26 protein-coding genes and 1 tRNA gene are annotated in these 23,921 nt (G+C 68.8%); 16 read left to right on the plus strand and 11 right to left on the minus strand.

What is annotated here, in order from left to right:
* Positions 1-61 precede the first annotated feature (61 nt).
* Positions 62-1,102: a LacI family DNA-binding transcriptional regulator gene (locus BLR68_RS05535; protein ID WP_018187837.1), complete on the minus strand. Its 1,041-nt coding sequence runs from the start codon at positions 1,100-1,102 to the stop codon at positions 62-64.
* Positions 1,103-1,169: 67 nt separating this feature from the next.
* On the opposite strand from BLR68_RS05535, the gene BLR68_RS05540 reads away from it, so the two are divergent.
* Complete coding sequence (locus BLR68_RS05540; protein WP_018187836.1) at positions 1,170-2,384, plus strand: MFS transporter; 1,215 nt, start codon at positions 1,170-1,172, stop codon at positions 2,382-2,384.
* 6 nt (positions 2,385-2,390) lie between these two features.
* Here BLR68_RS05540 and nucS read toward each other — a convergent pair whose 3' ends face one another.
* Positions 2,391-3,077: an endonuclease NucS gene (nucS, locus tag BLR68_RS05545; protein ID WP_018187835.1), complete on the minus strand. Its 687-nt coding sequence runs from the start codon at positions 3,075-3,077 to the stop codon at positions 2,391-2,393.
* A 44-nt stretch (positions 3,078-3,121) separates the two neighbouring features.
* Here nucS and BLR68_RS05550 point away from each other — a divergent pair, with 44 nt between their 5' ends.
* Entirely contained in the window at positions 3,122-3,799 is a 678-nt protein-coding gene (locus BLR68_RS05550) for an HAD hydrolase-like protein (RefSeq protein WP_018187834.1), read from the plus strand.
* 4 nt (positions 3,800-3,803) lie between these two features.
* On the opposite strand, the gene BLR68_RS05555 is transcribed toward BLR68_RS05550, so the two are convergent.
* On the minus strand, positions 3,804-4,010 hold the full coding sequence (locus BLR68_RS05555; protein WP_018187833.1) for a cold-shock protein: 207 nt from the start codon (positions 4,008-4,010) through the stop codon (positions 3,804-3,806).
* A gap of 185 nt (positions 4,011-4,195) precedes the next feature.
* Between BLR68_RS05555 and BLR68_RS05560 the strand changes: the two genes are divergently transcribed.
* Genes BLR68_RS05560 through BLR68_RS05570 form a run of 3 tightly spaced genes read left to right on the plus strand, consistent with a single transcriptional unit; the run spans position 4,196 to position 6,667 of the window.
* Positions 4,196-5,851 carry an FAD-dependent oxidoreductase gene (locus BLR68_RS05560; protein ID WP_018187832.1) on the plus strand — a complete coding sequence of 552 codons (1,656 nt, stop codon included), beginning with the start codon at positions 4,196-4,198 and terminating at the stop codon, positions 5,849-5,851.
* 9 nt (positions 5,852-5,860) lie between these two features.
* Positions 5,861-6,256 carry a VOC family protein gene (locus BLR68_RS05565; protein ID WP_018187831.1) on the plus strand — a complete coding sequence of 132 codons (396 nt, stop codon included), beginning with the start codon at positions 5,861-5,863 and terminating at the stop codon, positions 6,254-6,256.
* A gap of 39 nt (positions 6,257-6,295) precedes the next feature.
* A complete protein-coding gene (locus BLR68_RS05570) occupies positions 6,296-6,667 on the plus strand; it encodes a VOC family protein (RefSeq protein WP_018187830.1) in 372 nt (123 codons plus the stop codon).
* A gap of 14 nt (positions 6,668-6,681) precedes the next feature.
* Here the strand turns inward: BLR68_RS05570 and BLR68_RS05575 are convergent, their stop codons facing one another.
* Both BLR68_RS05575 and BLR68_RS05580 read right to left on the minus strand, forming a co-directional pair.
* A complete protein-coding gene (locus tag BLR68_RS05575; RefSeq protein ID WP_018187829.1) occupies positions 6,682-7,713 on the minus strand; it encodes an FUSC family protein in 1,032 nt (343 codons plus the stop codon).
* A 77-nt stretch (positions 7,714-7,790) separates the two neighbouring features.
* A complete protein-coding gene (locus tag BLR68_RS05580) occupies positions 7,791-9,266 on the minus strand; it encodes a DHA2 family efflux MFS transporter permease subunit (protein ID WP_018187828.1) in 1,476 nt (491 codons plus the stop codon).
* A gap of 110 nt (positions 9,267-9,376) precedes the next feature.
* Between BLR68_RS05580 and BLR68_RS05585 the strand changes: the two genes are divergently transcribed.
* Positions 9,377-10,042 carry a TetR family transcriptional regulator gene (locus tag BLR68_RS05585; RefSeq protein WP_018187827.1) on the plus strand — a complete coding sequence of 222 codons (666 nt, stop codon included), beginning with the start codon at positions 9,377-9,379 and terminating at the stop codon, positions 10,040-10,042.
* Positions 10,043-10,110: 68 nt separating this feature from the next.
* Here the strand turns inward: BLR68_RS05585 and BLR68_RS05590 are convergent.
* Positions 10,111-10,194 (minus strand) — tRNA-Leu (locus tag BLR68_RS05590).
* Positions 10,195-10,337: 143 nt separating this feature from the next.
* Here BLR68_RS05590 and BLR68_RS05595 point away from each other — a divergent pair.
* From BLR68_RS05595 to pknB, 7 genes are all read left to right on the plus strand, one after another.
* Entirely contained in the window at positions 10,338-11,069 is a 732-nt protein-coding gene (locus BLR68_RS05595; protein WP_018187826.1) for an FhaA domain-containing protein, read from the plus strand.
* Complete coding sequence (locus BLR68_RS05600; RefSeq protein WP_018187825.1) at positions 11,066-11,602, plus strand: FHA domain-containing protein FhaB/FipA; 537 nt, start codon at positions 11,066-11,068, stop codon at positions 11,600-11,602. Before BLR68_RS05595 ends, BLR68_RS05600 begins: the two co-directional genes overlap by 4 nt.
* Before the next feature lie 12 nt (positions 11,603-11,614).
* Positions 11,615-12,844, plus strand: coding sequence for a PP2C family protein-serine/threonine phosphatase (locus BLR68_RS05605; RefSeq protein ID WP_018187824.1), 1,230 nt, complete (start codon positions 11,615-11,617; stop codon positions 12,842-12,844).
* A complete protein-coding gene (locus tag BLR68_RS05610; protein WP_018187823.1) occupies positions 12,841-14,217 on the plus strand; it encodes an FtsW/RodA/SpoVE family cell cycle protein in 1,377 nt (458 codons plus the stop codon). Before BLR68_RS05605 ends, BLR68_RS05610 begins: the two co-directional genes overlap by 4 nt.
* Complete coding sequence (locus BLR68_RS05615; RefSeq protein ID WP_018187822.1) at positions 14,214-15,668, plus strand: peptidoglycan D,D-transpeptidase FtsI family protein; 1,455 nt, start codon at positions 14,214-14,216, stop codon at positions 15,666-15,668. Before BLR68_RS05610 ends, BLR68_RS05615 begins: the two co-directional genes overlap by 4 nt.
* Entirely contained in the window at positions 15,665-17,512 is a 1,848-nt protein-coding gene (locus BLR68_RS05620) for a protein kinase domain-containing protein (RefSeq protein ID WP_081626461.1), read from the plus strand. The genes BLR68_RS05615 and BLR68_RS05620 overlap by 4 nt, the downstream gene beginning before the upstream one ends.
* 88 nt (positions 17,513-17,600) lie before the next feature.
* Positions 17,601-19,298: a Stk1 family PASTA domain-containing Ser/Thr kinase gene (gene pknB / locus BLR68_RS05625; RefSeq protein WP_018187820.1), complete on the plus strand. Its 1,698-nt coding sequence runs from the start codon at positions 17,601-17,603 to the stop codon at positions 19,296-19,298.
* Positions 19,299-19,308: 10 nt separating this feature from the next.
* On the opposite strand, the gene BLR68_RS05630 is transcribed toward pknB, so the two are convergent.
* Genes BLR68_RS05630 through BLR68_RS05635 form a run of 3 tightly spaced genes read right to left on the minus strand, consistent with a single transcriptional unit; the run spans position 19,309 to position 20,896 of the window.
* Positions 19,309-19,947 (minus strand): anthranilate synthase component II, encoded by a 639-nt coding sequence (locus tag BLR68_RS05630; protein WP_018187819.1) that lies wholly within the window; start codon positions 19,945-19,947, stop codon positions 19,309-19,311.
* Positions 19,944-20,111 carry a hypothetical protein gene (locus tag BLR68_RS17695; protein WP_020097610.1) on the minus strand — a complete coding sequence of 56 codons (168 nt, stop codon included), beginning with the start codon at positions 20,109-20,111 and terminating at the stop codon, positions 19,944-19,946. Before BLR68_RS17695 ends, BLR68_RS05630 begins: the two co-directional genes overlap by 4 nt.
* Positions 20,111-20,896: a class E sortase gene (locus BLR68_RS05635; protein ID WP_018187817.1), complete on the minus strand. Its 786-nt coding sequence runs from the start codon at positions 20,894-20,896 to the stop codon at positions 20,111-20,113. The genes BLR68_RS17695 and BLR68_RS05635 overlap by 1 nt, the downstream gene beginning before the upstream one ends.
* A 55-nt stretch (positions 20,897-20,951) precedes the next feature.
* Here BLR68_RS05635 and BLR68_RS05640 point away from each other — a divergent pair, with 55 nt between their 5' ends.
* A complete protein-coding gene (locus tag BLR68_RS05640) occupies positions 20,952-21,188 on the plus strand; it encodes a cell division protein CrgA (RefSeq protein WP_018187816.1) in 237 nt (78 codons plus the stop codon).
* A gap of 73 nt (positions 21,189-21,261) precedes the next feature.
* Here BLR68_RS05640 and BLR68_RS05645 read toward each other — a convergent pair whose 3' ends face one another.
* Complete coding sequence (locus tag BLR68_RS05645) at positions 21,262-22,137, minus strand: rhomboid family intramembrane serine protease (protein ID WP_026302951.1); 876 nt, start codon at positions 22,135-22,137, stop codon at positions 21,262-21,264.
* A 7-nt stretch (positions 22,138-22,144) separates the two neighbouring features.
* Positions 22,145-22,702, minus strand: a complete 558-nt coding sequence (locus tag BLR68_RS05655; RefSeq protein ID WP_018187813.1) for a peptidylprolyl isomerase — start codon at positions 22,700-22,702, stop codon at positions 22,145-22,147.
* A gap of 100 nt (positions 22,703-22,802) precedes the next feature.
* On the opposite strand from BLR68_RS05655, the gene BLR68_RS05660 reads away from it, so the two are divergent.
* Both BLR68_RS05660 and BLR68_RS05665 read left to right on the plus strand, forming a co-directional pair.
* A complete protein-coding gene (locus BLR68_RS05660; protein WP_018187812.1) occupies positions 22,803-23,369 on the plus strand; it encodes a hypothetical protein in 567 nt (188 codons plus the stop codon).
* Positions 23,362-23,859, plus strand: a complete 498-nt coding sequence (locus tag BLR68_RS05665; RefSeq protein WP_026302950.1) for an aminoacyl-tRNA deacylase — start codon at positions 23,362-23,364, stop codon at positions 23,857-23,859. Before BLR68_RS05660 ends, BLR68_RS05665 begins: the two co-directional genes overlap by 8 nt.
* Positions 23,860-23,921 lie beyond the last annotated feature (62 nt).

Genomic DNA, 23,921 nt, shown 5'->3' on the forward strand with positions numbered 1-23,921 from the left:
CGGGGGTCGAGGATTTCAGTCTACCGGCTGAGGCAAAGGCGGCGCCCGGTTGCCTCTCAGGTCAGACCGTTAACGGACCGGTTGTGTTCCCCCGGCGGAATGTGCACGTCAGGGTGACGGACGCCGGATCCCGCCCGTCGAGCATCGCCACGACCGCCTCGCCCGCAGCGCGACCCTTCGCGAGGGAATCCTGCTCGAGGGTCGTGAGGGCGTACGGCGCGAGACCGTCGACCGTGATGCCGTCGAAACCGGTCACGCTGAGGTCCTCGGGCACACGCAGGCCGGCCTCTTCGGCTGCGCGGATAACTCCGGCTGCGAGCAGGTCGCTCTGCGCCATGATGGCGGTCGGTCGATCACCGGCGAGCAGGACCCGGCCCGCGGCGAGGCCCTCGTCGATCGAGCTCTCACTGACCGCGTACGCCGGCGCGTCGGGAAAGACCTCTCGCGCGCCGCGCAGGCGGTCGCGGGTGACCTCGACGGTGATCGGGGCGGAATCGTCGATGAAGCCGCGGGCCCGCGTGGCGTCCGTGGACAGCGTCACGAGCGCGACGTCGTCGTGGCCCAGGGAGCGCACGTGCTCGGCCGCGGCGCGCTGCGCGTCCACGTTGTCGAGCAGGACGCGGGGGACGTCGGATCCGGCATCCCCCTCGATCACGACGACCGGGATGCCCCGGCGACGGAGCACGTCGACCGAGGACTGCAGGATCTCGTTGCAGCCGAGCAGGATCGCCGCGTCGAGCGGGGCGGTCGTGAGCGTAGGGCCGGACTCGGCGGGCCCCTCGTCGGTGAGGAGCAGGATGCCGGCGCCGATCGGACCGAGCGCGTCGGTGAGGCCGTCCATCATGGCGGTCGTCACGGGGTCGCGGAACGCGACGCCGAGACGTTCGCGGAACAGCACCGCGACGACGCCGGCCTGGCCGGTGCGCAGGGAGGCGGCGCGAGGATCGGGGCCCGTGTAACCGAGCGCGTCCGCGGCCTGCATCACCTTCGCGCGGGTCGTGTCCGAGACGGCGACCTTGCCGCTGAAGACGACGGATGCCGTCGAGGCCGACACTCCGGCTTCGCGCGCGACATCCGAGATCGTCGCTCGGCGGCTGCTCATGTTTTCGATCGTAGCCGCCGGAATCCGTTTGTCGAATCGATTCGGAGATTTGGCTAGAGTGACCGTTATGACCCTCGAGCTCACCTCCGCACGCCTGTGGACCTGGCGTCTCGCCGTGTTCGCGATCTTCACCGCGAGCGGTCTGAGCATCGCCACGTGGGCGTCACGGGTTCCGTCCATCAAGGCGGCGCTCGACATTGACAACGCCACGATCGGGCTCCTGCTGCTCGGCATGGGAGCCGCGTCGATCATCGGCCTCTCGGTCTCCTCGATGATCGCGGCACGCATGGGTACCCGACGCGGCATGCTCGCTGTCATGCTCGTCCTGTCGGTGGGGCTCTTCCTCATCGGCGTCGGCACCGACGTCATCCCGTCCCTCCCCCTCGTCCTCATCGGGCTCGCCCTGTTCGGTTTCGGCAACGGCACCCTCGACGTCCTCATGAACGTCGACGGTGCCGCGATCGAGGTCGAGGTGAAGAAGACGATCCTGCCGCTGTTCCATGCGTTCTTCAGCCTCGGCACCGTGATCGGTGCCGGCATCGGCGCCTTGGCCGCGAGTGCGCGGCTCGCGGTGTTCCCCCACACCGCCGTGATCGCGATCTCGATCGTGGCCCTCGCGTTCGTCGCCTTCCGTTACGTGCCGCACCGGGAGTTCGGTTCGCCTGAGGACGCACCCACGGGGTGGCGCAACCGACTCGCGACCGCACTGTCGGCGTGGCGCGAGCCGCGCACCTACGTCCTCGGTGTCGTCATGCTCGGCATGGCGTTCGCCGAAGGCGGCGCGAACGACTGGCTGGCCCTCGGTGTGAGCGAGGATCACGAGGGCGGTTTCGCGCTCGGCGCGGCAGCCCTGACCGTGTTCTCGATCGCCATGACGGTCGTGCGCGTCTTCGGCGGCCCGCTCGTCGACCGCTTCGGCCGGGTCGCGACGCTTCGCGTCCTCGCCGTGACGGCGGTGGCCGGCATCCTGCTGTTCATCCTGGCGCCGAACCTGCCGCTCGTCTTCGTCGGCGCGGCCCTGTGGGGCATCGGCGCCTCGCTCGGCTTCCCGCTCGGGATGTCGGCGGCGGCCGACGATCCGGCCCGCGCGGCGGCACGAGTGAGCGCGGCGGCGACGATCGGCTACGTCGCGTTCCTGTGCGGGCCGCCGGTCCTCGGCCTGATCAGCACGCACATCGGTCTGCTGAACACGCTGTTCATCATTGCGGCGCTGGTGGCCGCGTCAGGGTTCGCCTCCGGTGCGGCGAAGCCGCTGCCGGGCACGCGCGGCACCAGCCACTGACGGGGATCAGAAGAGGCGGGGCGCGCCTGACTCGATGCCCTTCATCTCGTCGTAGTCCAGGGTGACGCAGCGGATGCCGCGATCGGTCGCCAGGACCTTCGCCTGCGGCTTGATCTCCTGCGCAGCGAACACCCCTGTGACAGGGGCGAGGTGCGGGTCGCGCCCGAGAAGTTCGAGGTAGCGCGTCAGCTGCTCGACACCGTCGATGTCGCCGCGGCGCTTGACCTCGACCGCGATCGTGCCGCCTTCGGGGTTGCGCAGCAGGAGGTCGACCGGACCGATCGCCGTGGGGAACTCGCGTCGCACGAGCGTCAGGTTCTCGCCGATCACGCCGACCTGCTCGGCGAGCAGCCGCTGCAGATCGGCCTCGACCCCGTCCTTCACGAGACCGGGATCGACGCCGAGTTCGTGCGACGAGTCGTGGAGCACCTCGTAGATGCGGATGGTGAGCTCGTCGCCGGTCTTGGCGTGGGTGACGCGCCACTTCTCGACGACGTCGACGTCGTCCTCGCCGGGCTCGATCACCGTCAGGGTGCACGGCGGGCTCATCCAGTTCAGCGGTTGGTGCTGGATGTCGCGGTGGAACGCGACCGTACCGTCCGCCTTCACCATGATGAGACGGGTGGCGGGGGGCAGATGCGTGTTCAGGCGACCGGTGTAGTCGACGGAGCAGCGGGCGATGACGAGACGCACGGCGACGAGCCTACCCGCGGCATCCGTCCCCGTAGGCTGGACGCATGACGACGAGCTCCCCCTGGTCCTGCATCCTCTGGGACGTGGACGGCACGATCGTCGACGCGTCCGTCGGCATCCTGAGCCGCCTCGATCGCTGCCTCACCCACTTCGGGTACGCGGCGCCGACGCGCGCGGAACTGGTCCACTGGATCGGTCCGCCGATGTACGACTCGTTCCAGAAGAACGTCGGGATGACGCCGGAACAGGCCACCGAGGCGGTCGCCTACTACCGGGCTCTCGGCAAGGCCGACGGCTACACCGCGAACGTGGAGCTCTACCCGGGAGTCGGGGAGCTGATCGCGGATGTCGCGGCAGCCGGCATCGCGCAGGCGACCGCGAGCTCGAAGCCCGAGGTGCAGGTAGTCGCGCTCATGGAGCACTTCGGTCTGTCAGAGCACATGCAGGCCATGGCCGGTGCGACTCCGGACGAGATGACACTCGCCACGAAGGCGGACATCGTCGCCGAGGCACTGCGCCGCCTGAAGGCGGCGGGGGCGGACACGAGCCGCCCGGTCCTCATCGGAGACCGCCATCACGACGTCGACGGGGCCGCCGCGAACGGCGTCCCCGTCATTTTCGTACGGTGGGGCTTTAGTTGGCCCCACGAGAGTGAAGGGGCGCAGGCGGCGGTCGACACGATGGCCGAACTCCGCCGCCTGCTCCTCACTGCTGAGGTGTAAAACCTCAGACGGGGCGAATGTTCTCCGCCTGCAGGCCCTTGGGGCCCTGGGCGATGTCGAACTCGACTCGCTGGTTCTCTTCCAGCGAGCGGTAGCCCGAAGATTCGATGGCTGAGTAGTGGGCGAAGACGTCGGCGCCGCCTTCATCGGGGGCGATGAACCCGAAGCCCTTTTCCGAGTTGAACCACTTGACGGTACCGCTGACGCTCATGAACTGCCTTACTGATTGTTGCCGGCGACACGTCCGCCGGTCCTTCCCCAACCTAGCCCCCGCAACCTGTACAGTCACCCCCTCCGTAGGAAGGTGACACAAACGTTGCCCGCCGGACACCGATCGGTGACCAATATGACAAGCCCGCGACATGTCGTAATACCCCCCGGGGTATAGTCAGAGGTATGCGCACCATCATCATCGGTGGCGTCGCCGCCGGCATGTCCGCGGCGACCCGACTCCGCCGGCTCGACGAACACCGCGAGATCGTGGTATTCGAGCGCGGCTCCTACGTCTCTTTCGCGAACTGCGGACTCCCCTATTACGTGGGCGGAGTGATCGAGGATCGCTCCTCGCTGCTGCTGCAGACACCGGCATCCCTCGCCGCGCGCTCCGCGCTGCAGGTCCACGTCCGCCACGAGGTCGTCGCGATCGATGTGGCCGCGCGGACCGTCACCGTTCGCGACCTCGACGCCGGCGACGAGCGGATCGAACCGTTCGACGACCTCGTCCTCGCGATGGGTGCGACGGCAGTCGATCGCCTTCCCGGTGACGGGATGCCGGTGGTCACCCTGCGCAGCGTCGAAGACGTCGACGCGATCACCGACGCCCTCGCCGATGTCGCGTCGCCTCGAGCGGTCGTCGCGGGGGCCGGGTTCATCGGCATCGAGGCGGTCGAGAACCTCGTCGCCCGCGGCGCGCACGTGACGCTCGTCCAGCGAGGACGGCAGGTGCTCAGCCCTCTCGACCCCGAGATGGTGTCGCCCGTCCATCGCGCACTCGTCGACGCCGGCGTCGACCTCCGCACCGGTGTCACGGTATCGAGCGTCGACATGGAGGCCGTCACGCTCTCCGACGGCACCCGGGTGCCCGCCGATCTGGTCGTCGACGCTCGCGGCGTCCGTCCCGACGTGCGAATCGCCGAGGCCGCCGGAATCGCGCTCGGGGCGACGGGCGGCATCGCCGTCGACGACCGACATCGCACGAGCGTCCCCGGGGTGTGGGCCGTCGGCGACGCGGTCGAGAAGACCGATCACCTCGACGGGCAGGCGACCCTCGTCACGATGGCGGGTCTCGCGAACCGCCACGGGCGCGCCGCAGCCGACGACATCGCCGGCGCACCCACCCCGGCCGTGACTCCCGCCCTCGGCACGACCATCGTCGGGGTGCTCGGTCTCACCGTCGGGCTCGTCGGCTGGAGCGAACGCCGACTCGTCGCGGCAGGCCGGCCGCATCGGGTCGTTCACACGCATCCCTTCTCTCACGCGACCTACTACCCCGGCGCGGAGCAGATGGCGATGAAGCTCCTCATCGACCCCGAGACCGACCTCCTCCTCGGCGCTCAGATCATCGGGCGGGCCGGCGTCGACAAGCGGCTCGACGTCCTGGCCGTCGCGATGACGACCGGGCTCACGGCATCCGCTCTGACCCAACTCGAACTCGCCTACGCACCGCAGTACGGGTCGGCGAAGGACGCGATCAACATGGCCGGGTACGTCGCCGAGAACCTCGCGACGGGCGCCGATCGCACGATCCAGTGGCACGAGGTGGATGCCGCCCGCGCCGCCGGCGCCGTCGTGGTCGACGTCCGCACGGCCGGCGAGCACGATGCAGGCTCGATCCCCGGCTCGGTCCTGCTCCCGCTCGACGAGCTCCGCGAGCGGCACGGCGAGCTCCCCGATGCGCCGCTCATCGTCCACTGCAGGGTCGGCCAGCGAGGTCACACGGCCAGCCGGCTCCTGCAGCAGCTCGGTCACGACGTCCGCAACCTCGACGGCGGATGGCTCACCTGGACCGATGGCGTCGAGGCGGGGCTTCCGCAGGGCGGGTCCGCCCAATAGCGTGACCGGATGACCGGACTCACTCCGTATCTCCACTTCCCCGGCGTCGCGCGCGATGCGCTCACCTTCTATCAGGAGGTCTTCGGCGGCGACCTGGTGCTGCACACCTTCGGAGACTTCGGACGGGAGGACGGGCCGAGCGACTTCATCGCGCACGGGATGCTGAGCGGGCGCGTCGAGCTGTTCGCCGCCGACGGTGGGCCGGGCGATCCACCGCTGGAACTGCGCGGCGTCATGTTCTCTCTCCTGGGCACCGCCGAGCCCGCCGAGCTCGAGACCTGGTTCGCGACGCTCGCCGACGGCGGCAGCGTCATCGATCCGCTGCAGCTGCGCGCGTGGGGCGACCATGACGGCACCGTGACCGACCGCTTCGGGGTCGCCTGGCTCATCGGTTATCAGGGCTGACCGGGCTATCAGGGCGGACCGGGCCCCGGGCGCGTGAGTATGCTCGGCCGCGTGAGCGTACTAGGGATCGGCGGGCTCTTCTTCCGCAGTCGTCATCCGCAGGCACGGGCGGAGTGGTATCGCCGACACCTCGGCATCGATGCCGGCGCCGAAGGCCAGGGAGCCGTCTGGCAGCAGGATGCCGGGATGACCGTATTCGCGCCGTTCTCCGCCGACAGCGACTACTTCGGGGCGGACCAGCCGTTCATGCTGAATCTTCGGGTGAGCGAGCTCGACGCCCTCGTCGCGCGTCTGGAGGGCGCCGGGGTCCCGGTCCAAACCCGCCCGGAGTGGGAGACGGAGTACGGCCGGTTCGTCCGGATCGTCGACCCGGAGGGACTCGAGATCGAACTGTGGGAGGCGCCCGGGTAGAGCCCGGCGCGAGATCAGCGGGTCGCCCGACGGCTCCGGACGAACGCCGAGACGACGGCGACGGCTGTTCCCGCAACGATGCCGATGAGCGTCTCCCCCAGTCGGTCGCTCAGCAGCACGCCGACAGTGGTCGGTGCCGCGAGCTGGACCATCAGCAGCGCGAGCGGCGTGATGAAGATCATCGCGATCGCGTAGTTGCGACCCACGAACAGTTCGGCACTCGCCTGCAGACCGACGGCGATCAGGATGACCCCGAGGGGAGGCACGCCCAGGGCGAGGATGGCTGCTGCGACCAGAACTCCGAGCCCGGTTCCGATGAGCCGCTGCAGTCCGCGGATGATGCGCGCCTTCACGTGCGGACCGCTCACCGCCGCGACCGCCCCCACCATCGCCCAATACCAGTGGAAATCCAGGAGCAGAAGCCCCGCGATCCCGCCGAGGAGCGTCGCCACCGCCACCGTGACGGCCATCTCCGTGGCCACGGCGCCGACGGCGATGCGGTTCTTCGTTCGCACCAGGCGCGGAAGCCCTCGGGCCGAGACGGCCTCGTACACGAGCGTGATGAGGATCGAGAAGACCACGGCGGTGAGCCCCACAGCGAGGACGTCGACCAGCCGTGTGGCATTGGCGGGAACGGATGCCGTCGCCCCCGCGGCGAACACGATGAACAGCGCCCCCGGCGGATGCCACTGGGCCGAGTACGCGAGCAGGGTGACGACCGAGGCGACCGCCGACACGACGAGGATCGCCCACGGCGCCGCCACCTGGGCGACCGACGTGGCCGTGCCGATGAGCATGGCGGTGACCAGGACCGCGCCCGCGGCCGCCTGCATCCTGACGCGATCGCCGATCGGATCGGTGCGCCCGTAGAGCGAGGCGAAGGCTCCGAAACTCGCGTAGATGCTGAGATCGAGCCGGCCCATCGCCCAGAGGACGAGCAGGGGGACGCCGACGCTGATCGCGGCACGGATCGCCACCGTGTGATCGCGGTCGTAGGGCGCGACACGGATGACCCCGGTCCAGATCCGGCCACGCGATGCACTCACCTCAAGAGCCTACGCGCGACGGATGACCGTCTGAGGGCCCGAGCGTGAGAGGGAACCGGGCGATCCCGGGAGCCTCCTCAGCGCACGGCGTCCTGTGCCTGCGACTCACTGACGGGCTTACGCACGAAGGCAGCCAGCACGACGGCCACGGATGCGACCAGCGCGCCGACGAAGAAAGCGGTGTGCACGCCCGATGCGACGGCACCGACCGGATCGGCACCGGATGCCGCCGCCGCAGCTCCACCGACCGACATGAGGGTGATGAACAGGGCGGTACCGGCCGCGCCGGCGACCTGCTGCAGGGTGCTGACCGTTGCGCTGCCGTGCGAGTACAAGCGCTGCGGAAGGGATCCCAGAGCCGACGTGAGCAGCGGCGTGAAGACGAAGCCGAGACCCAGGTTCAGAGCCATGTGCACCGCGATGATCCAGGAGACCGACGTGCCTTCGCCGAAGGTCGTCATGCCCCACAGCGCCGCCGCCCCGACGACCATGCCGGGAAGGACCAGCGGCCGCGGTCCGAAGCGGTCGAAGAGCGACCCGACGACGGGAGCGATGATGCCCATCAGCACGCCGCCGGGCAACAGCATGAGTCCGACGGTCAGCGTGTCGAGCGAGAGGACCTGCTGCAGGTAGATGGGCAGCAGGATCAGCGAGCCGAAGAGCGCCGACATGACCACGATGACGAGGACGACAGCGAGGCTGAACGAGCGCGACCGGAAGGTCCGCAGGTCGAGGAGAGCGGCATCCGTCCTCTGCAACACCAGCTGACGGACGACGAACGCGATGAGCGATGCCGCGCCGACGATCATCGGGATCCACACGGGAACCGGGGTGTGACCCGAAGCCGACTCGCCGATGGAGCTGAGTCCGAAGATGAGACCGCCGAAGCCCAGCGCCGACAGGACGACGGACAGGATGTCGAAACGCGCGTCCCTCGTCTCGGTGACGTTGCGCACCCACAGCGCGCCGAGGGCGATGGCGACGAGCGCGATCGGAAGGACCAGCCAGAACATCCACCGCCAGTCCAACGCCGACAGGATGAGCCCCGAGACGGTGGGGCCGATCGCCGGTGCGACGGCGATCACGATACTGATGACGCCCATCATCCGCCCGCGGTGCGTCGGAGGCACCACGTTGAGGACCGTGGTGAAGAGCAGCGGCATCATGATCGCGGTGCCCGACGCCTGGACGATGCGGCCGACCAGCAGCATCCCGAACCCGGGCGCCAGGGCCGCGATGAGCGTGCCGATCGCGAAAAGCGTCATCGCGGTGAAGAACACCTGGCGCACGGTGAAGCGTGCGAGGAGCGTCCCGGTCAGCGGGATGACGACCGCCATCGTGAGAAGGAAGCCTGTCGTCAGCCACTGCGCGGTGGCCGCCGTGATGTCGAGGTCGACCATCAGGCTCGGCAACGCGACGCCCATGATCGTCTCGTTGAGGATGACGACGAAGGCCGCGACGACGAGGAGCGCGATGACTGGTCCGGTCTTCGCGGGGGCTGCGGAGATCGTCGGGGAGGGCGCCGTGTCGGGGCGGGAGTCACTGAGGGTCATGGGGCGCTTTCGAGGTCGGGGGGGACGGGTCGTCCTGGTCCATCATATGTGACACTCACTGCCATTTTGGCGGTCAGTGCATATTTGACGATCAGTGCAACAATGATCGGATGAACGGGTATTCCCGCGGCGACGCGACGGGTGAGGAGCCTGCCCCCGGAGGTCTCCGCGAGCGGCGTCGCCGCGAGACGCAGCGCGAATTGTCGGATGCGGCGATCGACCTGTTCGAGAAGCACGGCGTCGGCGGGACGACCGTCGACGACATCGCGCGCCGCGCCGGCACCTCACCCCGGACGTTCTTCCGCTACTTCGCGACCAAAGAGGCGGCTGTCCTCCCCACGCCCGAGGAATCGGAGTCGATGCTGACCGCGGTGAGCGAGGCGATCAGCAGCGGCACACCGCTGCTGCAGGCACTCGAGAGCAGCTGGCTCGCGCAGATCGCCCTATTCGACTCCCGACCGGACGAGCACGAGCGCGCGCTGCGCATCCGCCGCCTCATAGGCCACGAGCCGACCCTGCTCGCGCTCGCGCTCCGTACCGAAGCCGAACAGGTGGACGCTCTGACCGGAGTCGCCGTGGATGCCGCCGGCTCGGATCCCGACATCCTCACCGCCCGTGCAGCCATCGGGATCGTCTTCTTCATCGTCCGGCTGGCCTTCGACGAGTGGGCCCGTCGTGCCGAGCTCGGCGCCTCAGGCAGCGTCCGTGACATCTACCTCGAGATCCGCCGCAGCACCGTCGCGATGGGCGACCAGTTGGGCGACGCGCCCGCCTGACCCAGCGGCGCGAACGACGAAGCCGGTCGGGGTTCGCATCACCGACCGGCTTCGTGTCGCACTGTCTGTGCGCGAGGGGGGAGTTGAACCCCCACGCCCTTTCGGGCACTGGCACCTGAAGCCAGCGCGTCTGCCTATTCCGCCACTCGCGCGAACCCGTGTCGCCACGGGATCAACTTTCCGAGGATATCATGGCGCGAGCCCGCCGGAGAAACAGCCGCAGCCTTGTTCCCCAGACCCTGCCAGGGTCGACAACTAGCATGTGAGCACCGGTCCAGACTGCCTGAGGAGCCCCGTGGGACTACTTGACAGCTTCGAGAAGGGAATCGAGCGCGCCGTGAACGGTGCGTTCGCCAAGACCTTCCGCAGCGGTGTGCAGCCTGTCGAGATCGCCTCGGCACTGCGGGCCGAGCTCGACGCGAAGGCCGCCGTCGTCTCGCGAGACCGCATCCTCGTTCCCAACACGCTGGTCGTCCGGCTCGCGCCGGCGGACCACGAACGCATGGGGACGCTGGGTCGCGCGCTGCACGACGAGCTGCTGCAGCTCGTCGAAGCCCACGCGAAAAGCCAGCAGTACAGTTTCGCCGGGCCCGTGTCGCTGCGGATCAACCCCGACGAGTCGCTCAGCACCGGTACGGTCCGCGTCGACTCCGCCTCCGCGAGCGTCGACGACGTCTCGTGGCACGGCGTCGTCGAGATCGACGGCACCGCGCACACCCTCACAGCCAGCCGCACGGTCATCGGCCGGGGGACGGATGCCGACATCACGATCTCCGACGCCGGCACGAGCCGCCGGCACGTCGAGATCCTCTGGGACGGCCGTCGCGCCATGGTCCGCGATCTCGGCTCCACCAACGGAACGCAGCTCAACGGAGTGAAGGTCTCGGAGGCGGCCCTCGAGCCGGATTCCGTCGTCACCATCGGGCGCACGCGCATCACCTTCCGCGTCGTCGCGCAGGCCTCCCGCATCCCGCCGCGGCCGCAGGATCCCGCGACCCGCATGTTCGACATCGGAGGCCAGGCATGAGTGAACTGACACTCCTTCTGCTGCAGATCGGGTTCCTGATCCTGCTGTGGTTCTTCGTCTTCGCGGTGGTCTACTCGCTGCGCGCCGACCTGTTCGGCGTCAAGGTCCGCAAGATGCCCGAGCCCGTCGCCGCCGCGCCCGGCCCCGTGGCGACAGCGCCGGCCAACGCCGAGACGTCGATCGTCTCGCCGATCACCAATCGCCCGGCCGCCCCGAGCGGGCCGCAGAAGGCCACCCGCAGCACCGTCTCCCGCATCGTCATCACGAGCGGTCCGAAGGCCGGGCTCGAACTCCCCCTCGGCGACGAGCCCCTGACGATCGGCCGATCGAGCGAATCGGGTCTCGTCATCCGCGACGACTACACCTCGAGCCACCACGCGCGCCTCGTCCTCTGGGGCGAGCAGTGGATGGTGCAGGACCTCGATTCCACCAACGGCACCTGGCACGACGGCGAGCGCGTCGCCTCTCCCGTCCCCGTGATCGTCGGAGCGCCCATCAAGGTCGGCGCAACGACGTTCGAGCTGCGGAAGTAACGGCCCGCACCGATGGTCTTCGAGGGTTCGAGCGCCGCGATCTCCCATACCGGGAAGGTCCGGTCCAATAATCAGGACTCGGGCTTCTCCGGCTCGAACCTGTTCGTCGTCGCCGACGGCATGGGCGGCCACGCCGGTGGCGACATCGCCTCGAGCATCGCCGTCCACCACCTCGAAGGCCTCGACCACGGCTTCCCGACTCCGGCCGAGGCCGAGCGCGAACTCCGCGAGTCGATCGTGGATGCGGCGCACGTCCTCGTCGACACGGTCGCCGAGCGTCCCGAGCTGGCCGGTATGGGAACGACGGTCAGCGCCGTCCTCATGGTCGACGAGTACGCCGTCATCGCCCACATCGGCGACTCGCGCGTCTACCTCTTCCGCGACGGCGTGCTCACTCAGATCACGACGGACCACACCTTCGTGCAGCGTCTCGTCGACTCGGGACGCATCACGCCCGAAGAAGCGCGGTACCACCCGCGGCGCTCCGTCCTCATGCGCGTCCTCGGCGACATGGGCACCGACCCCGAGGTCGACGCCTTCATCATGCAGACCCAGCCCGGCGACCGCTGGCTGATCTGCTCCGACGGTCTCTGCGGCGTCGTCGACGATGCGCAGACCGCCAAGGTCCTCCGGCAGGACCTCGCCCCCGGCCGCACCGCCGACATGCTCTTGAAGCTGGCGTTGGATGCCGGTGCCCCCGACAACGTCACGATCGTCCTCGTGGACGTGGGCGGGCGGCATCCGATGTACAGCGGGACCGCGACGATCGTCGGTTCCGCCGCGACGCCGAAGGGCATCGAGATCCCCGTCGCGCGACCGGCGCGCACCGGCTGGTTCCAGACCGGGCGCCAGGCGGCCAACGAGCCGAGCCACTTCGAGCCGGCGGCGGAGTACCTCGAGGAACTCATCGAGGAGGACCGCCGTCGTGCCCGGCGCCGTCGCGTCTGGTGGTTCGTCGGCTTCCTCGCGATCATCGCGGTCATCGCCGCCGGTGTGTTCGCCGGCTACGCCTGGACGCAGACGCGGTACTTCATCGGCGCCGACGACGACAGCGTCGTGATCTACCGGGGCATCCAGCAGGACATCGGCCCGATCTCACTGTCGACACCGTACGAGGACACGAACATCCTCCTCGCCGACCTGGACGCCCTCGAGCGGCAGTCGGTCGAGCAGACCATCTCCGCACGATCCCTCGCCGACGCGCAGGCGATCGTCGACAACCTCCGCCAGGGGACCCCATGACAGCCTCGGTAGAGACCGACACCACGGTCATCAAGGCACTGCGCAAACTGCGGATGCCGGCCACCCAGCGCAACCGCGAGCTGGGGCTGCTCCTGTTCGCCATCGTCGTGACGACCGTCGCGGTCATCCTCGTCCAGCTGGGCACCCGCGACCAGATCGACCCGACGTTCCTCTCGTACTGCGGCGGCCTGGCCGGACTCGCCTTCGCCATGCACATCGTCACCCGGATCTGCGCGCGCGACGCGGACCCGTTCGTCCTGCCCATCGCGACCCTGCTGACCGGTCTCGGCATCGCGATGATCTACCGCCTCGACATCGCCGAAGACCGCGCGGGCTGGGGTTCGCTCGGTTTCCGTCAGCTCGTGTGGGCGGCCATCGCGATCGCCGGCGCGATCCTCATCGTCGTCTTCCTCCGCAACTACCGCGTCCTCTTCCGCTACACCTACGTGTTCGGCCTGAGCGGCATCCTGCTGCTCCTCCTGCCCTTCGTGCCGGGGCTCGGCATCAAGGCCGGCGCGGACGTCTGGGTGTCGATCGGCGGCGTCTTCTCGTTCCAGCCCGGTGAACTCGCGAAGATCTGCCTCGCCGTCTTCTTCGCGGGGTACCTCGTGCGCACCCGCGAGGCGCTCAGCTCCGTCGGCACGAAGTTCCTCGGGATCACCTGGCCGAAGGCCCGCCAGCTCGGCCCCCTGCTGATCATCTGGGGGGTCTCGCTCGGGATCATCGTCCTGCAGCGCGACCTGGGCACCGGCATCCTGATCTTCGGGATGTTCATCGCGATGCTCTACGTCGCGACGGGCAAGGCCAGCTGGGCGATCCTCGGGGTCCTCCTCGCAGCAGGCGGCGCGATCGTCGCATCGCGGATCCTGCCCTACGTCGGCTCGCGCTTCTCGAACTGGCTCGACGCGTTCAACCCCGACTACATCAACGGCAGCAGCTACCAGCTCGTCTCGGGCATCTTCGGTCTCGCGCACGGCGGGCTGATCGGCACCGGGTGGGGCCTCGGCCGCCCCGACCTGACGCCGCTCGCGCACAACGACTACATCCTGCCGAGCCTCGGTGAAGAGCTCGGCCTCGTCGGTGTGTTCGCGATCCTCGCGCTCTACATGGTGTTCGTGAGCCGCGGCATCCGCATCGGCATCGCCGGCCAGGACGACTTCGGCAAGCTCCTCGCGACCGGGCTCTCGTTCACGCTCGCCCTGCAGGTGTTCATCATGGTCGGCGGTGTCACCCGCGTCATCCCGCTCACGGGTCTGACCATGCCGTTCCTCGCGGCGGGCGGTTCGTCGCTCATCGCGAACTTCCTCATCATCGCGATCCTCCTCCGGATCTCGGATGCGGTTCGCTCCAGGCCCCGGGTGGTGATCGGATGACCAAGCAACTCCGCCGACTGAGCGTCGTCGTGCTCTTCATGTTCCTCAGCCTGTTCGCGGCGACGAGTGTCATCCAGGTGGCCCTCGCCGGTCAGCTCAACGAGAACCGGGAGAACCGCCGCACCCTGTACGACTCGTACGAGGTGCAGCGCGGCACGGTCTACGCGGGCAGCACGGCGATCGCCTCGTCGAAGCCGAGCGACGACGTCTACAGCTGGATCCGGACGTACCCGGATGCCGAGATGTGGGCGCCCGTGACGGGGTTCATCAACCCCGTCCTCCGCTCGTCGACGGGCATGGAGTACGCCATGAACGCGGCCCTCGCCGGAACGGGAAGCCAGCAGTTCCTGACCCGTCTCGACCAGATCGTCAGCGGTCAGCCGGCGCGCGGATCGAACGTCCTCCTCTCGCTCGACCCGAAGGTTCAGAAGGTCGCCTACGACGCGCTCGACGGTCTCGAGGGCGCGGTCGTCGCGATGGAGCCCGACACCGGTCGCATCCTCGCGATGGCCACGAGCCCCAGCTACGACACGAACCTGCTCGCCTCGCACAACAGCTCGTCCGTGAACGCGGCGGATCAGAAGCTGCAGGCCGACCCGCTGCGTCCCCTCACCAACCGGGTGACGCGCGAGACCGAGCCCCCCGGGTCGACGTTCAAGCTCGTGGTCGCCTCGGCGGCGCTCGCGTCGGGCAAGTACACGCCGGACTCGACGTTCGACAACCCCGCCACCTTCACGCTCCCCGGAACGACGAACGTCCTGCACAACTTCGATCGCGGCACGTGCGGTCCGGGCGAGAAGACGACGCTCGAGACAGCTCTGCGGCTCAGCTGCAACATCCCCATGGCCGAGCTCGCGCTTGAGCTCGGCACTGACGCGATCCGGGAGCAGGCGCAGAAGTTCGGGTTCAACTCGGCCTTCGAGATCCCGCTCGACGTGACCGCGTCCCGCTACCGTGAGGGCTTCGATGAGCCGCAGACCGCGCTGAGCGGCATCGGCCAGACGGATGTCCGCGCGACGCCGCTGCAGATGGCCATGGTCGCCGCGGGGATCGCGAACGACGGCGTCGTCATGAACCCGCGCATGGTCGACCGCGTCGTCGCGTCGGACCTGACGGTTCAGGACGAGCCCGCCGACACCGAGTTCGGCCGGGCCGTGTCGCCCGAGGTGGCCCAGACGATGACGCAGCTGATGATCGGCAATGTCAAAAACGGCGCCGCGTCGGGTGCGAGAATAGACGGAGTCGACGTCGCCGGGAAGACCGGAACGGCGGAGCACGATCCGGGGGACCCGTACACGCTGTGGTTCACCGGTTTCGCCCCCGCGGAGGACCCCAAGGTGGTCGTCACGGTGATGGTGGAGAACGGTGGTGGGCTCGGCCAGAACGGAACGAGCAACGGGATCGCGGCCCCGATCGCGAAGAAAGTGATTGAGGCGGTGCTGAGCGAATGAGACCGACGCAGGGTGTGAGCTTCGGCGGACGGTACGAACTGGCTTCGCGGATCGCGATCGGCGGCATGGGCGAGGTCTGGGAGGCCACCGACCACGTCATCGGGCGTACCGTCGCCATCAAGATCCTCAAAGACGAGTACATGGGCGACCCCGGGTTCCTCGAGCGTTTCCGCGCCGAGGCCCGCCACGCCGCGCTCGTCAACCACGAGGGCATCGCCAGCGTGTTCGATTACGGCGAGGAGAACGGCTCCGCGTTCCTCGTGATGGAACTCGTCCCCGGCGAAGCCCTGTCGACGATCCTCGAGCGCGAGGGCGCGCTGTCGACCGACAAGACGCTCGACATCGTCGCGCAGACCGCCTCGGCGCTCCAGGCCGCCCACGCCGCAGGCCTCGTCCACCGCGACATCAAGCCCGGCAACCTGCTCATCACTCCCGACGGTCGCGTGAAGATCACCGACTTCGGCATCGCGCGCATCGCCGATCAGGTGCCCCTCACCGCGACCGGTCAGGTCATGGGCACGGTCCAGTACCTCTCGCCCGAGCAGGCGTCGGGTCACGCGGCATCCCCCTCGACCGACATCTACTCGCTCGGCATCGTCGCGTACGAGCTGCTGGCCGGCCGACGGCCATTCACGGGCGAATCGCAGGTCGCGATCGCGATGGCGCAGATCAACGACACCCCGCCGCCGCTTCCCGACACGATCTCGGAGCCCGTACAGCGCTTCGTGATGAGCATGATCGCGAAGAAGCCCGACGAGCGTCCGGCGTCGACCTCGGCCGTCGCCCGCGCTGCAGGTGCACTCCGCCGCGGCGATGTCGCCGGCGCGGCCGCAATCGTTCCGGCGATCGCCGGCGCCGTGTCACCGGATGCCTTCACGCAGCTCCTGACGTCCAACAACGGCACCGACGCGACGACCCGCCTGCTCCCCTCTGCGGGCGCGGCCGGAGCGGCCGGAGCAGCCGCCGGCGTCGGCGCAGCGGCAGGCGTCGGGACCGGGACGGCCGCCCTCGCGACCGAGCAGCCCGCTCGCTCGCAGCCCGCCAAGAAGAAGCGCAGCCCGTGGACCTGGCCCCTCGTGGCCCTCATCGTCCTGCTGGCCGTCGTGCTGATCGGTGCCCTCGTCACCCTCTTCCAGCCGACCGGCGAGACGGGACCGACCACGCCGCCGCCCAGCAGCCCGGCCCCGGTCTCCAGCCCGCCGCCGTCCTCACCGCCGCCGTCGACGCCCGCGGCGCCGACCTCGGCCGATCCCGAGTCCTTCGACATCGAGGGCAAGGCGTGCGAAGACGCGAGGCAGATCCTCAACGACAACGGATTCGCCAACGTCGTCTGCGAGCGCGGCGACCAGGCGAACACCGACGACCAGGTCGGAACGGTCTACAGCATCAACCCCACGGGCAACGTGCAGTTCGATCGTGAGATCACCCTGCTGTACTACGACAAGACGGCCCAGATGGAGACGCCCGCAGCGCCGAGCATCCAGGGCGGCAACGACGACGGAACCGTCACCGCCGGGTCGACCGTGCGGATCATGTGGGACAGCTACACCTGCCCCGCCGGCGCACCGCAGGCCACGAGCTACACGATGACCCTCTCGGGGGGCGTCTTCCAGAAGAACGGCGAGTCGACCGCGAGCTTCGCGATCGGCGACCGTCCGCAGGAGGTCGTCGTCGGCACGAACAGTCAGGCCCTTTCGGTCACCTACAACGTCACCTGCAACGGCGAGGGCACCGAGCGGGTCTCGGGAGAGTCGTCGGAGGCTGCGGCATCCATCGTCCCCGCTCAGGAAGAGACCCCTCCCGCTGACGGTGGCGACGGCGGCGGCAACGGCAGCGACGGCTGATCACGACCGCATTCAGCAGGCTTTCGAACACGGTCGGATAGGCTGTCCGGGTTCCATTCCGGGGAGTGAAGTGTCCGTTACGTCACGCGTGCTGTCGGGCCGCTACCGAGTCGATGACCTCATCGGCCGGGGTGGCATGGCTTCCGTGTACCGCGGACAGGACCTGACCCTCGGTCGTCCGGTCGCCATCAAGATCCTCGCGGCCGACCTGGCCGCAGACAGCGCCTTCCGCACGCGGTTCCGGCTCGAGGCGCAGTCGGCGTCGCGCATGTCGCACCCCGCGATCGTCCGTGTCTACGACGCCGGCGAGGAGACGAGGATGGATGCCGCGGGCCAGCCGCATCCCGAGCCGTACATCGTCATGGAGCTCGTCACCGGGCACCTGCTGAAGGACATCATCAGCGACGGCCCGGTTCCGCTCGAGGACGCGCTGCGGTACACCGACGGCATCCTCGAGGCGCTCGAGTACTCGCATCGCGCCGGCGTCGTCCACCGCGACATCAAACCCGGCAACGTCATGGTGACGGATGCCGGTCAGGTGAAGGTCATGGACTTCGGCATCGCGCGCGCGGTGTCGGACTCGTCGTCGACGGTCGCCGAGACCACGGCGATCATCGGGACCGCGTCGTACTTCTCGCCCGAGATGGCCAAGGGCGACCCGGTCGACGCCCGCGCAGACATCTACTCGGCGGGGATCGTCCTGTACGAGCTGCTCACCGGGCAGCCGCCGTTCCGCGGCGAGAACCCGATCGCCGTCGCGTACCAGCACGTCTCCGAGGCTCCGGTTCCGCCGTCCGAGCTGGTCGACACCGTCCCGCGCTCGCTCGACGCCCTGGTGCTCCGCGCGCTCGCGAAGGATCCGTTCCAGCGTCCGCAGACGGCCGTCGCGTTCCGCGACGCCCTTGCGGCCGCGACCGGACGCAAGGCTCCGAGCAAGCGCCGCGTCGAGTCGCTCAGCAACGAGCTCTACGGCCCCGATCCGAAGCAGGCCGCCGAGACGGCGCGGTCGCTGCGTCAGCTCACGAGCGACGACACGATGCGCCGCACCCAGTCGGGACCGCCGGTCGCGTGGGTGTGGGCGGGCATCGCGATGCTCGCGGTGCTGCTGGTCTCCGTCTTCATCTGGGTGAACACGCTCCGACCCGACGAGGGCACGGTCACGCCCAACGCCCTGACGGTGCCCGACGTCGTCACCATGACCTGGGACCGCGCGGAGCAGGTGATCGACAAGGCCAAACTCGTTCCGCAGCAGGTCGACGAGACGAGCGCCGACGTGCCCGAAGGCGCCGTCGTCCGCACCGATCCCGTTGCAGGGACCACGGTCGCACCCGGCGAGCAGGTGACGGTCTACGTGTCGCAGGGCGTCGAGAAGGCAGCCGTCCCCGCGCTCGCGAATCTCACCGTCTCGGAGGTCACCTCCTCGCTCGAGCAGGCCGGCCTGAAGCTCGGCTCGATCACCCGGCGCAACGATCCGCGGCTGGCGGCCGACGTTGTGATCAGCGGGTCTGTGAACGGCGCCGCGGTGACCGACGGGCAGGAGATCCCGAAGGGGAGCGCGGTCGACCTGGTCGTCGCCACCGGCACGGTCACCGTCGAGGACTTCGCGCTCAACTACACGGTCGACAAGGCCGTCGAGATCCTCGAGTCCGACCAGTACAACCTCGATCCGGTGGTGCAGGAGGATCCGTCGTGCCCCGCGACCGACCCGCGGATGGTGAAGGTGCAGTCCGCGATCGGCGAGGTGCCGGTCGGGTCCGAGATCACCCTCACGACCTGCAGCGGCTGACCGCTCAGGCTCAGCCGACCGCCCGATGCGGGCTCAAGCTCGCACCCCGACGCGCGGCATCCGGCAGTCCGACGCCCTCCAGCCAGGTACCGAGCAGCTGGTAACCGCCTTCGGTGAGGACGCTCTCGGGGTGGAACTGCACCCCCTCGACCGGCAGTGACCGATGGGCCAGGCCCATGACGGTGCCGGAGTCGGTCCACGCCGTGACCCGCAGATCGACGGGCAGCGACTCGCGCGCCACGGCGAGCGAGTGGTACCGAGTGGCGGTGAACGGCCGCGGCAGACCCGAGAAGACACCGGAACCGTCGTGGTGCACGAGCGACGTCCGCCCGTGCATCAGATCGGCCGCGTGCGAGACGACCCCGCCCAAGGCGACCGCGATCGCCTGGTGTCCCAGGCACACCCCGAGGAGCGGGGTGGCCGTGCTCGCGCACCGCTCCACGATGGCGATCGACGCGCCCGCACCCTCGGGGGTACCGGGACCGGGAGAGATGAGCACGGCGTCGGCTGCACCGACGCGGTCGACGGCATCGGCGGCATCCGACTCGACCATGTCGACCTCGGCCCCGAGCTCTGCGAGGTAGCCGATCAGGGTGTGGACGAAACTGTCGTGGTTGTCGACGACCAGTACCCGGATGCCGCCGCTCACCCGCCGCCGCCGACGGTGGACTCCTCGCTGGGCCACACCGTCTGGAACACCCAGGGGAAGACGTAGAAGTAGAGCAGATACAAGATGATGGCCGCGAGGACCAGCAGGATCAGCACCCGTACCCACCACGGACCCGGGAGCACGCGCCACAATGCCGCGTACATCAGGCACCCACCCCGGCGGTCAGCGCGGCCGGCGGACCGGCGGCCGCGGGAGTGAACTCGTCGAAGACGGCGTAGGCGATGATGCGCTCCAGGGAGTTCAGCTTCGGCGCGCAGCTCGTGAGCGTCAGGTAACGACCGTTCGCGGCGACGCCTTCTTTGTTGGGGACAGGCAGGAGCACCTGGATCTGGGTGTCCTGCACGTATTCGAGGGACCGGAAGCGGTACGTGTACCAGCCGGCCTTGGTCTGGATGACGATGGCGTCGCCGATGACGAGCCGGTCGATCGGATCGAACGGCGCACCCGAGGTCCAGCGGTGCGCGGCGTAGACCGTGTTGCCCTCCGCCCCGGGCATGGCGGTGTCGGGGTAATGCCCGATCTCACCGCGGTCGAGGATGTCGGGGCGCGAGATGCCGGAGGCGATCTTGAACTGCCAGTCCTTGCCGAAGCGCGGCACCTTCATGATGCCGAACACCTCGGCGTGCTTCTGATCTCCCAGGATCGGGATCGCCGCCGGGTCGTCCGGCGCCGGCGTCGAGGGGGCCGAGGCGTCGGGGGTCGGGTCACCCTCGGCGGCCCACTGATCAGCCAGCGCCTGCGCGGCCGCATGCTGTTCGCCCTGCACGATCGCGTCACCGATCCAGGTGTGCCACGTGACGTAGAGGAGGGTCACGACACCGAGCGTCAGCAGGATCTCACCGACGACGCTCAGGACGGTGGTGCGTGGACGAGGACGGTTCCGACGAGTGCGTCGGGTCTGGTGCTCCGTGGGCGAGGAGGCGGTCACGATCGGAGTTTAGCCAGCGCAGGCTGAAACAGGGCTGGCAGGTAGACTTCTCGCCATGGCACGTGGAGACAAGGACGAGGACCGACTGGTCCAGCCCGAGGGCGACGCCGCCCCCAACCCGGTCTGGTTCAAGCCGATCATGATCGGGCTGATGCTCATCGGCCTCGTCTGGATCATCGTCTTCTACCTGAGCGGCCAGGCCTTCCCGATCCCCGACATCGGTCCGTGGAACCTCGCGATCGGTTTCGGCATCGCCTTCGTCGGCTTCTTGATGACGACGCGCTGGCGCTGAGCCGCGACATCCCACCGACAGGAATTACACCGGTGTGATTCATCCCCAGCCTGGGGATGAATCTGTGGATAACTCAGAGGTACAGCAGAGCCGGCACCGTTGCGGTCAGCGCGACGAGACCCACACCGACAGCGACGAGCAGTGCTGCCTGCAACGGCTGACGCTTCTGCGCGCGCGTCCTCGAGAAGATGAACCCGATGAGCAGGCCCACCAGGCCGCCCCCGATGTGCGACTGCCAGGAAACACCGGAGCCCACGAACGAGAAGACCAGGTTGATCCCGAGCAGGATCGCGATCGGCAGGATGTTCACGCCGAGGTTGCGACCGATGATCAGCATCGCGGTGAGAAGCCCCCACACGGCACCCGAGGCGCCGACGACGACGGTACCCGGCGCGATGAGTGCGACCAGGGCAGAACCACCGATCGCACTGAGTGCGTAGAGCGCGACGAAGCGCGCCTTGCCGAGCAGCGGCTCGAGACTCCGGCCGAGCGCCCACAGCGCCAACATGTTGAGCGCGACGTGGAAGGGGAGCGGGGTCGAATGGACGAAGGCGACCGTGAGCATCCGCCACGGCTCGAACGGCAGACCCGTGCCGGGCACCGCGTACGCCGGCACGAACGCGAGCGCGCTCGTGACCGCACCACCCACGACGGGGATGAGCTGCACGAGGTACATCGCGAGCGTGAAGATCACGATCGCGTAGGTGACGACGGGGCGGTCGCTGCGCATCTTGCGCGCGAACCGCCCCGGCATCCGCTTCACCTCAGCCGACCGCGCCCCCTTCTGCTGCTCCGCCAGGCACTCCGGGCAGATGACGCCGACGGGAAGCGGCGTCTGGCACTCGGGGCAGATGGTGCGGAGGCACCGCTGGCAGAGCACGAAGCTCTGACGGTCGGGATGCCGGTAGCAGAAGTTGTCCGGATTGGTCCGGGGGTCGGCTGAGGTCACGAAGGTGTCAGGCCTCGGTGATGTCGATCGACGAGATCACGACGGGCTCGACCGGGCGGTCCTGCGCTCCGGTCGGAACGGCGGCGATGGCGTCGACCACGGCGCGCGAGGCGTCGTCGGCGACCTCACCGAAGATCGTGTGCTTGCCGTTGAGCCACGGAGTCGGGTCGGTCGTGATGAAGAACTGCGAGCCGTTGGTGCCCTCGGCCTTGCCGGTGATGGCGTTGCGGCGGAGGCCCGCGTTCGCCATGGCGAGGAGGTAGGGCGTGCCGAAGGTCAGCTCGGGGCTGATCTCGTCGTCGAAGTTGTATCCGGGTCCGCCGACGCCCTGACCGAGCGGGTCGCCGCCCTGGATCATGAAACCGGGGATGATGCGGTGGAAGATCACATCGGTGTACAGGGGGCCCTCGCCGGGCTTGCCCGTGGCGGGGTGCGTCCAGGCCTGGGATCCGTCGGCCAGACCGATGAAGTTCTTGACGGTGCGCGGCGCCTGATCGCCGAACAGGTTGACGACGATGTCGCCGTGGTTGGTGTGCAGTGTTGCGACAGCGGAGTGAATCGGCATACTCATCATCCTCTCACTTGCAACCCCCCGCGCCGCCTGAATGCGTCTGGCAGTATGGACCCACTACGTCCCCGGATGAACCCCGAAAAGGGAGGGCCCCGTGAGCCTCAACCGCAAGACCAAGAAGGAACTCCGCAAGCTGCAGAAGCAGGCTGCGAACCTGTGGGAGTCACAGCAGGTGCTCGTCGGTCAGGCCGGTGACGTCGCCCGCGAGGCGGGTCGCCAGCTCGGCAAGTACAACCACGACCACGTCGTGCCTGCCGCCAAGGACTCCTACGAGCGCTACGCCGCACCGTACGTCGACCGTGGCGTCGAGACCGGCCGCAAGGTGCTGAACGGCGCGATCGTTCCCGCCGCCGGCGCGGTCGTCGGCACCGCGATGTCGGTGTGGGATGTCGCCAACGACCAGCGCCACCGCCTCTCCAAGGGCAAGGGCCTGGGAGGGTTCGACGCCGACTCGTTCCGCAAGAATGCTGCCAAGGCCGGCAAGAAGGCCACCAAGAAGCTGTCGGTCCCCGAGAAGAAGGGCCTCGGCGCCGGTGGCGTCCTCGCCATCATCTTCGGTGTCGCCGCCACGGCCGGTGTCCTCTACGCCGCGTGGCAGACGCTTCGTGCTGACGACGAGCTGTGGGTGGCGGACGACCCGCTGCGCGCACCGGATGCCTGAATCCACGCCCGTACCGTCGGAGCGCGTCGCTGAAGCGGCGCGCTCCCGGTCTTTGTCGGTGGAGTTCGTGGCTCGTCCGGCGGCGGAGAGCATCGACGAGGCCGCGGAGCTTCTCGGACTCGCGGCATCCGACATCGTCAAGACCCTCGTCGTGAAACGCAGCGACGACACGTATCTGTTCGCCCTCATCCCGGGGGACCGCGCCATCTCCTGGCCGAAGCTGCGCGCCGTCGTCGGGGTGAACAAGCTGCGACTCCCCGAACCCGAGCTGGCGCTTGCCGCGACGGGATTCGAGCGCGGGACCATCACACCGGTCGGCAGCACGACCGCCTGGCCGGTCTACGCCGATGCGAGCATCGTCGGCAAACGGATCGCGATGGGCGCCGGGGCGCACGGGTTCAGTCTCTTCGTCGACGCGGATGACCTCATCCGCTCCTATGACGCCGTCGTCGACGACATCTCGCAGCCGATGAGCGAGCGACGGGTCTGACCCTTCTTTAGGGGGCGCGGGGTGCCCGGCGCCAGCCTTTGTCGTCAGCGGGGGCGTGCACC

Origin of the sequence: Microbacterium sp. 77mftsu3.1 (assembly GCF_900100525.1) — a bacterium.
Classification (GTDB): Bacteria; Actinomycetota; Actinomycetes; order Actinomycetales; family Microbacteriaceae; genus Microbacterium; species Microbacterium aquilitoris.

What these genes read in the sequence shown, in the direction of transcription:
- BLR68_RS05570 (WP_018187830.1), top strand. Translation starts at nt 6,296, where the DNA reads ATGCTCGGCCGCGTGAGCGTACTAGGGATCGGCGGGCTCTTCTTCCGC.
- BLR68_RS05550 (WP_018187834.1), top strand. Translation starts at nt 3,122, where the DNA reads ATGACGACGAGCTCCCCCTGGTCCTGCATCCTCTGGGACGTGGACGGC.
- BLR68_RS05615 (WP_018187822.1), top strand. Translation starts at nt 14,214, where the DNA reads ATGACCAAGCAACTCCGCCGACTGAGCGTCGTCGTGCTCTTCATGTTC.
- BLR68_RS05580 (WP_018187828.1), bottom strand. Translation starts at nt 9,266, where the DNA reads ATGACCCTCAGTGACTCCCGCCCCGACACGGCGCCCTCCCCGACGATC.
- BLR68_RS05655 (WP_018187813.1), bottom strand. Translation starts at nt 22,702, where the DNA reads ATGCCGATTCACTCCGCTGTCGCAACACTGCACACCAACCACGGCGAC.
- BLR68_RS05565 (WP_018187831.1), top strand. Translation starts at nt 5,861, where the DNA reads ATGACCGGACTCACTCCGTATCTCCACTTCCCCGGCGTCGCGCGCGAT.
- BLR68_RS05560 (WP_018187832.1), top strand. Translation starts at nt 4,196, where the DNA reads ATGCGCACCATCATCATCGGTGGCGTCGCCGCCGGCATGTCCGCGGCG.
- BLR68_RS05605 (WP_018187824.1), top strand. Translation starts at nt 11,615, where the DNA reads ATGGTCTTCGAGGGTTCGAGCGCCGCGATCTCCCATACCGGGAAGGTC.
- BLR68_RS05540 (WP_018187836.1), top strand. Translation starts at nt 1,170, where the DNA reads ATGACCCTCGAGCTCACCTCCGCACGCCTGTGGACCTGGCGTCTCGCC.
- BLR68_RS05610 (WP_018187823.1), top strand. Translation starts at nt 12,841, where the DNA reads ATGACAGCCTCGGTAGAGACCGACACCACGGTCATCAAGGCACTGCGC.
- BLR68_RS17695 (WP_020097610.1), bottom strand. Translation starts at nt 20,111, where the DNA reads ATGTACGCGGCATTGTGGCGCGTGCTCCCGGGTCCGTGGTGGGTACGG.
- BLR68_RS05665 (WP_026302950.1), top strand. Translation starts at nt 23,362, where the DNA reads ATGCCTGAATCCACGCCCGTACCGTCGGAGCGCGTCGCTGAAGCGGCG.
- BLR68_RS05600 (WP_018187825.1), top strand. Translation starts at nt 11,066, where the DNA reads ATGAGTGAACTGACACTCCTTCTGCTGCAGATCGGGTTCCTGATCCTG.
- BLR68_RS05640 (WP_018187816.1), top strand. Translation starts at nt 20,952, where the DNA reads ATGGCACGTGGAGACAAGGACGAGGACCGACTGGTCCAGCCCGAGGGC.
- BLR68_RS05585 (WP_018187827.1), top strand. Translation starts at nt 9,377, where the DNA reads ATGAACGGGTATTCCCGCGGCGACGCGACGGGTGAGGAGCCTGCCCCC.
- BLR68_RS05555 (WP_018187833.1), bottom strand. Translation starts at nt 4,010, where the DNA reads ATGAGCGTCAGCGGTACCGTCAAGTGGTTCAACTCGGAAAAGGGCTTC.
- BLR68_RS05535 (WP_018187837.1), bottom strand. Translation starts at nt 1,102, where the DNA reads ATGAGCAGCCGCCGAGCGACGATCTCGGATGTCGCGCGCGAAGCCGGA.
- BLR68_RS05620 (WP_081626461.1), top strand. Translation starts at nt 15,665, where the DNA reads ATGAGACCGACGCAGGGTGTGAGCTTCGGCGGACGGTACGAACTGGCT.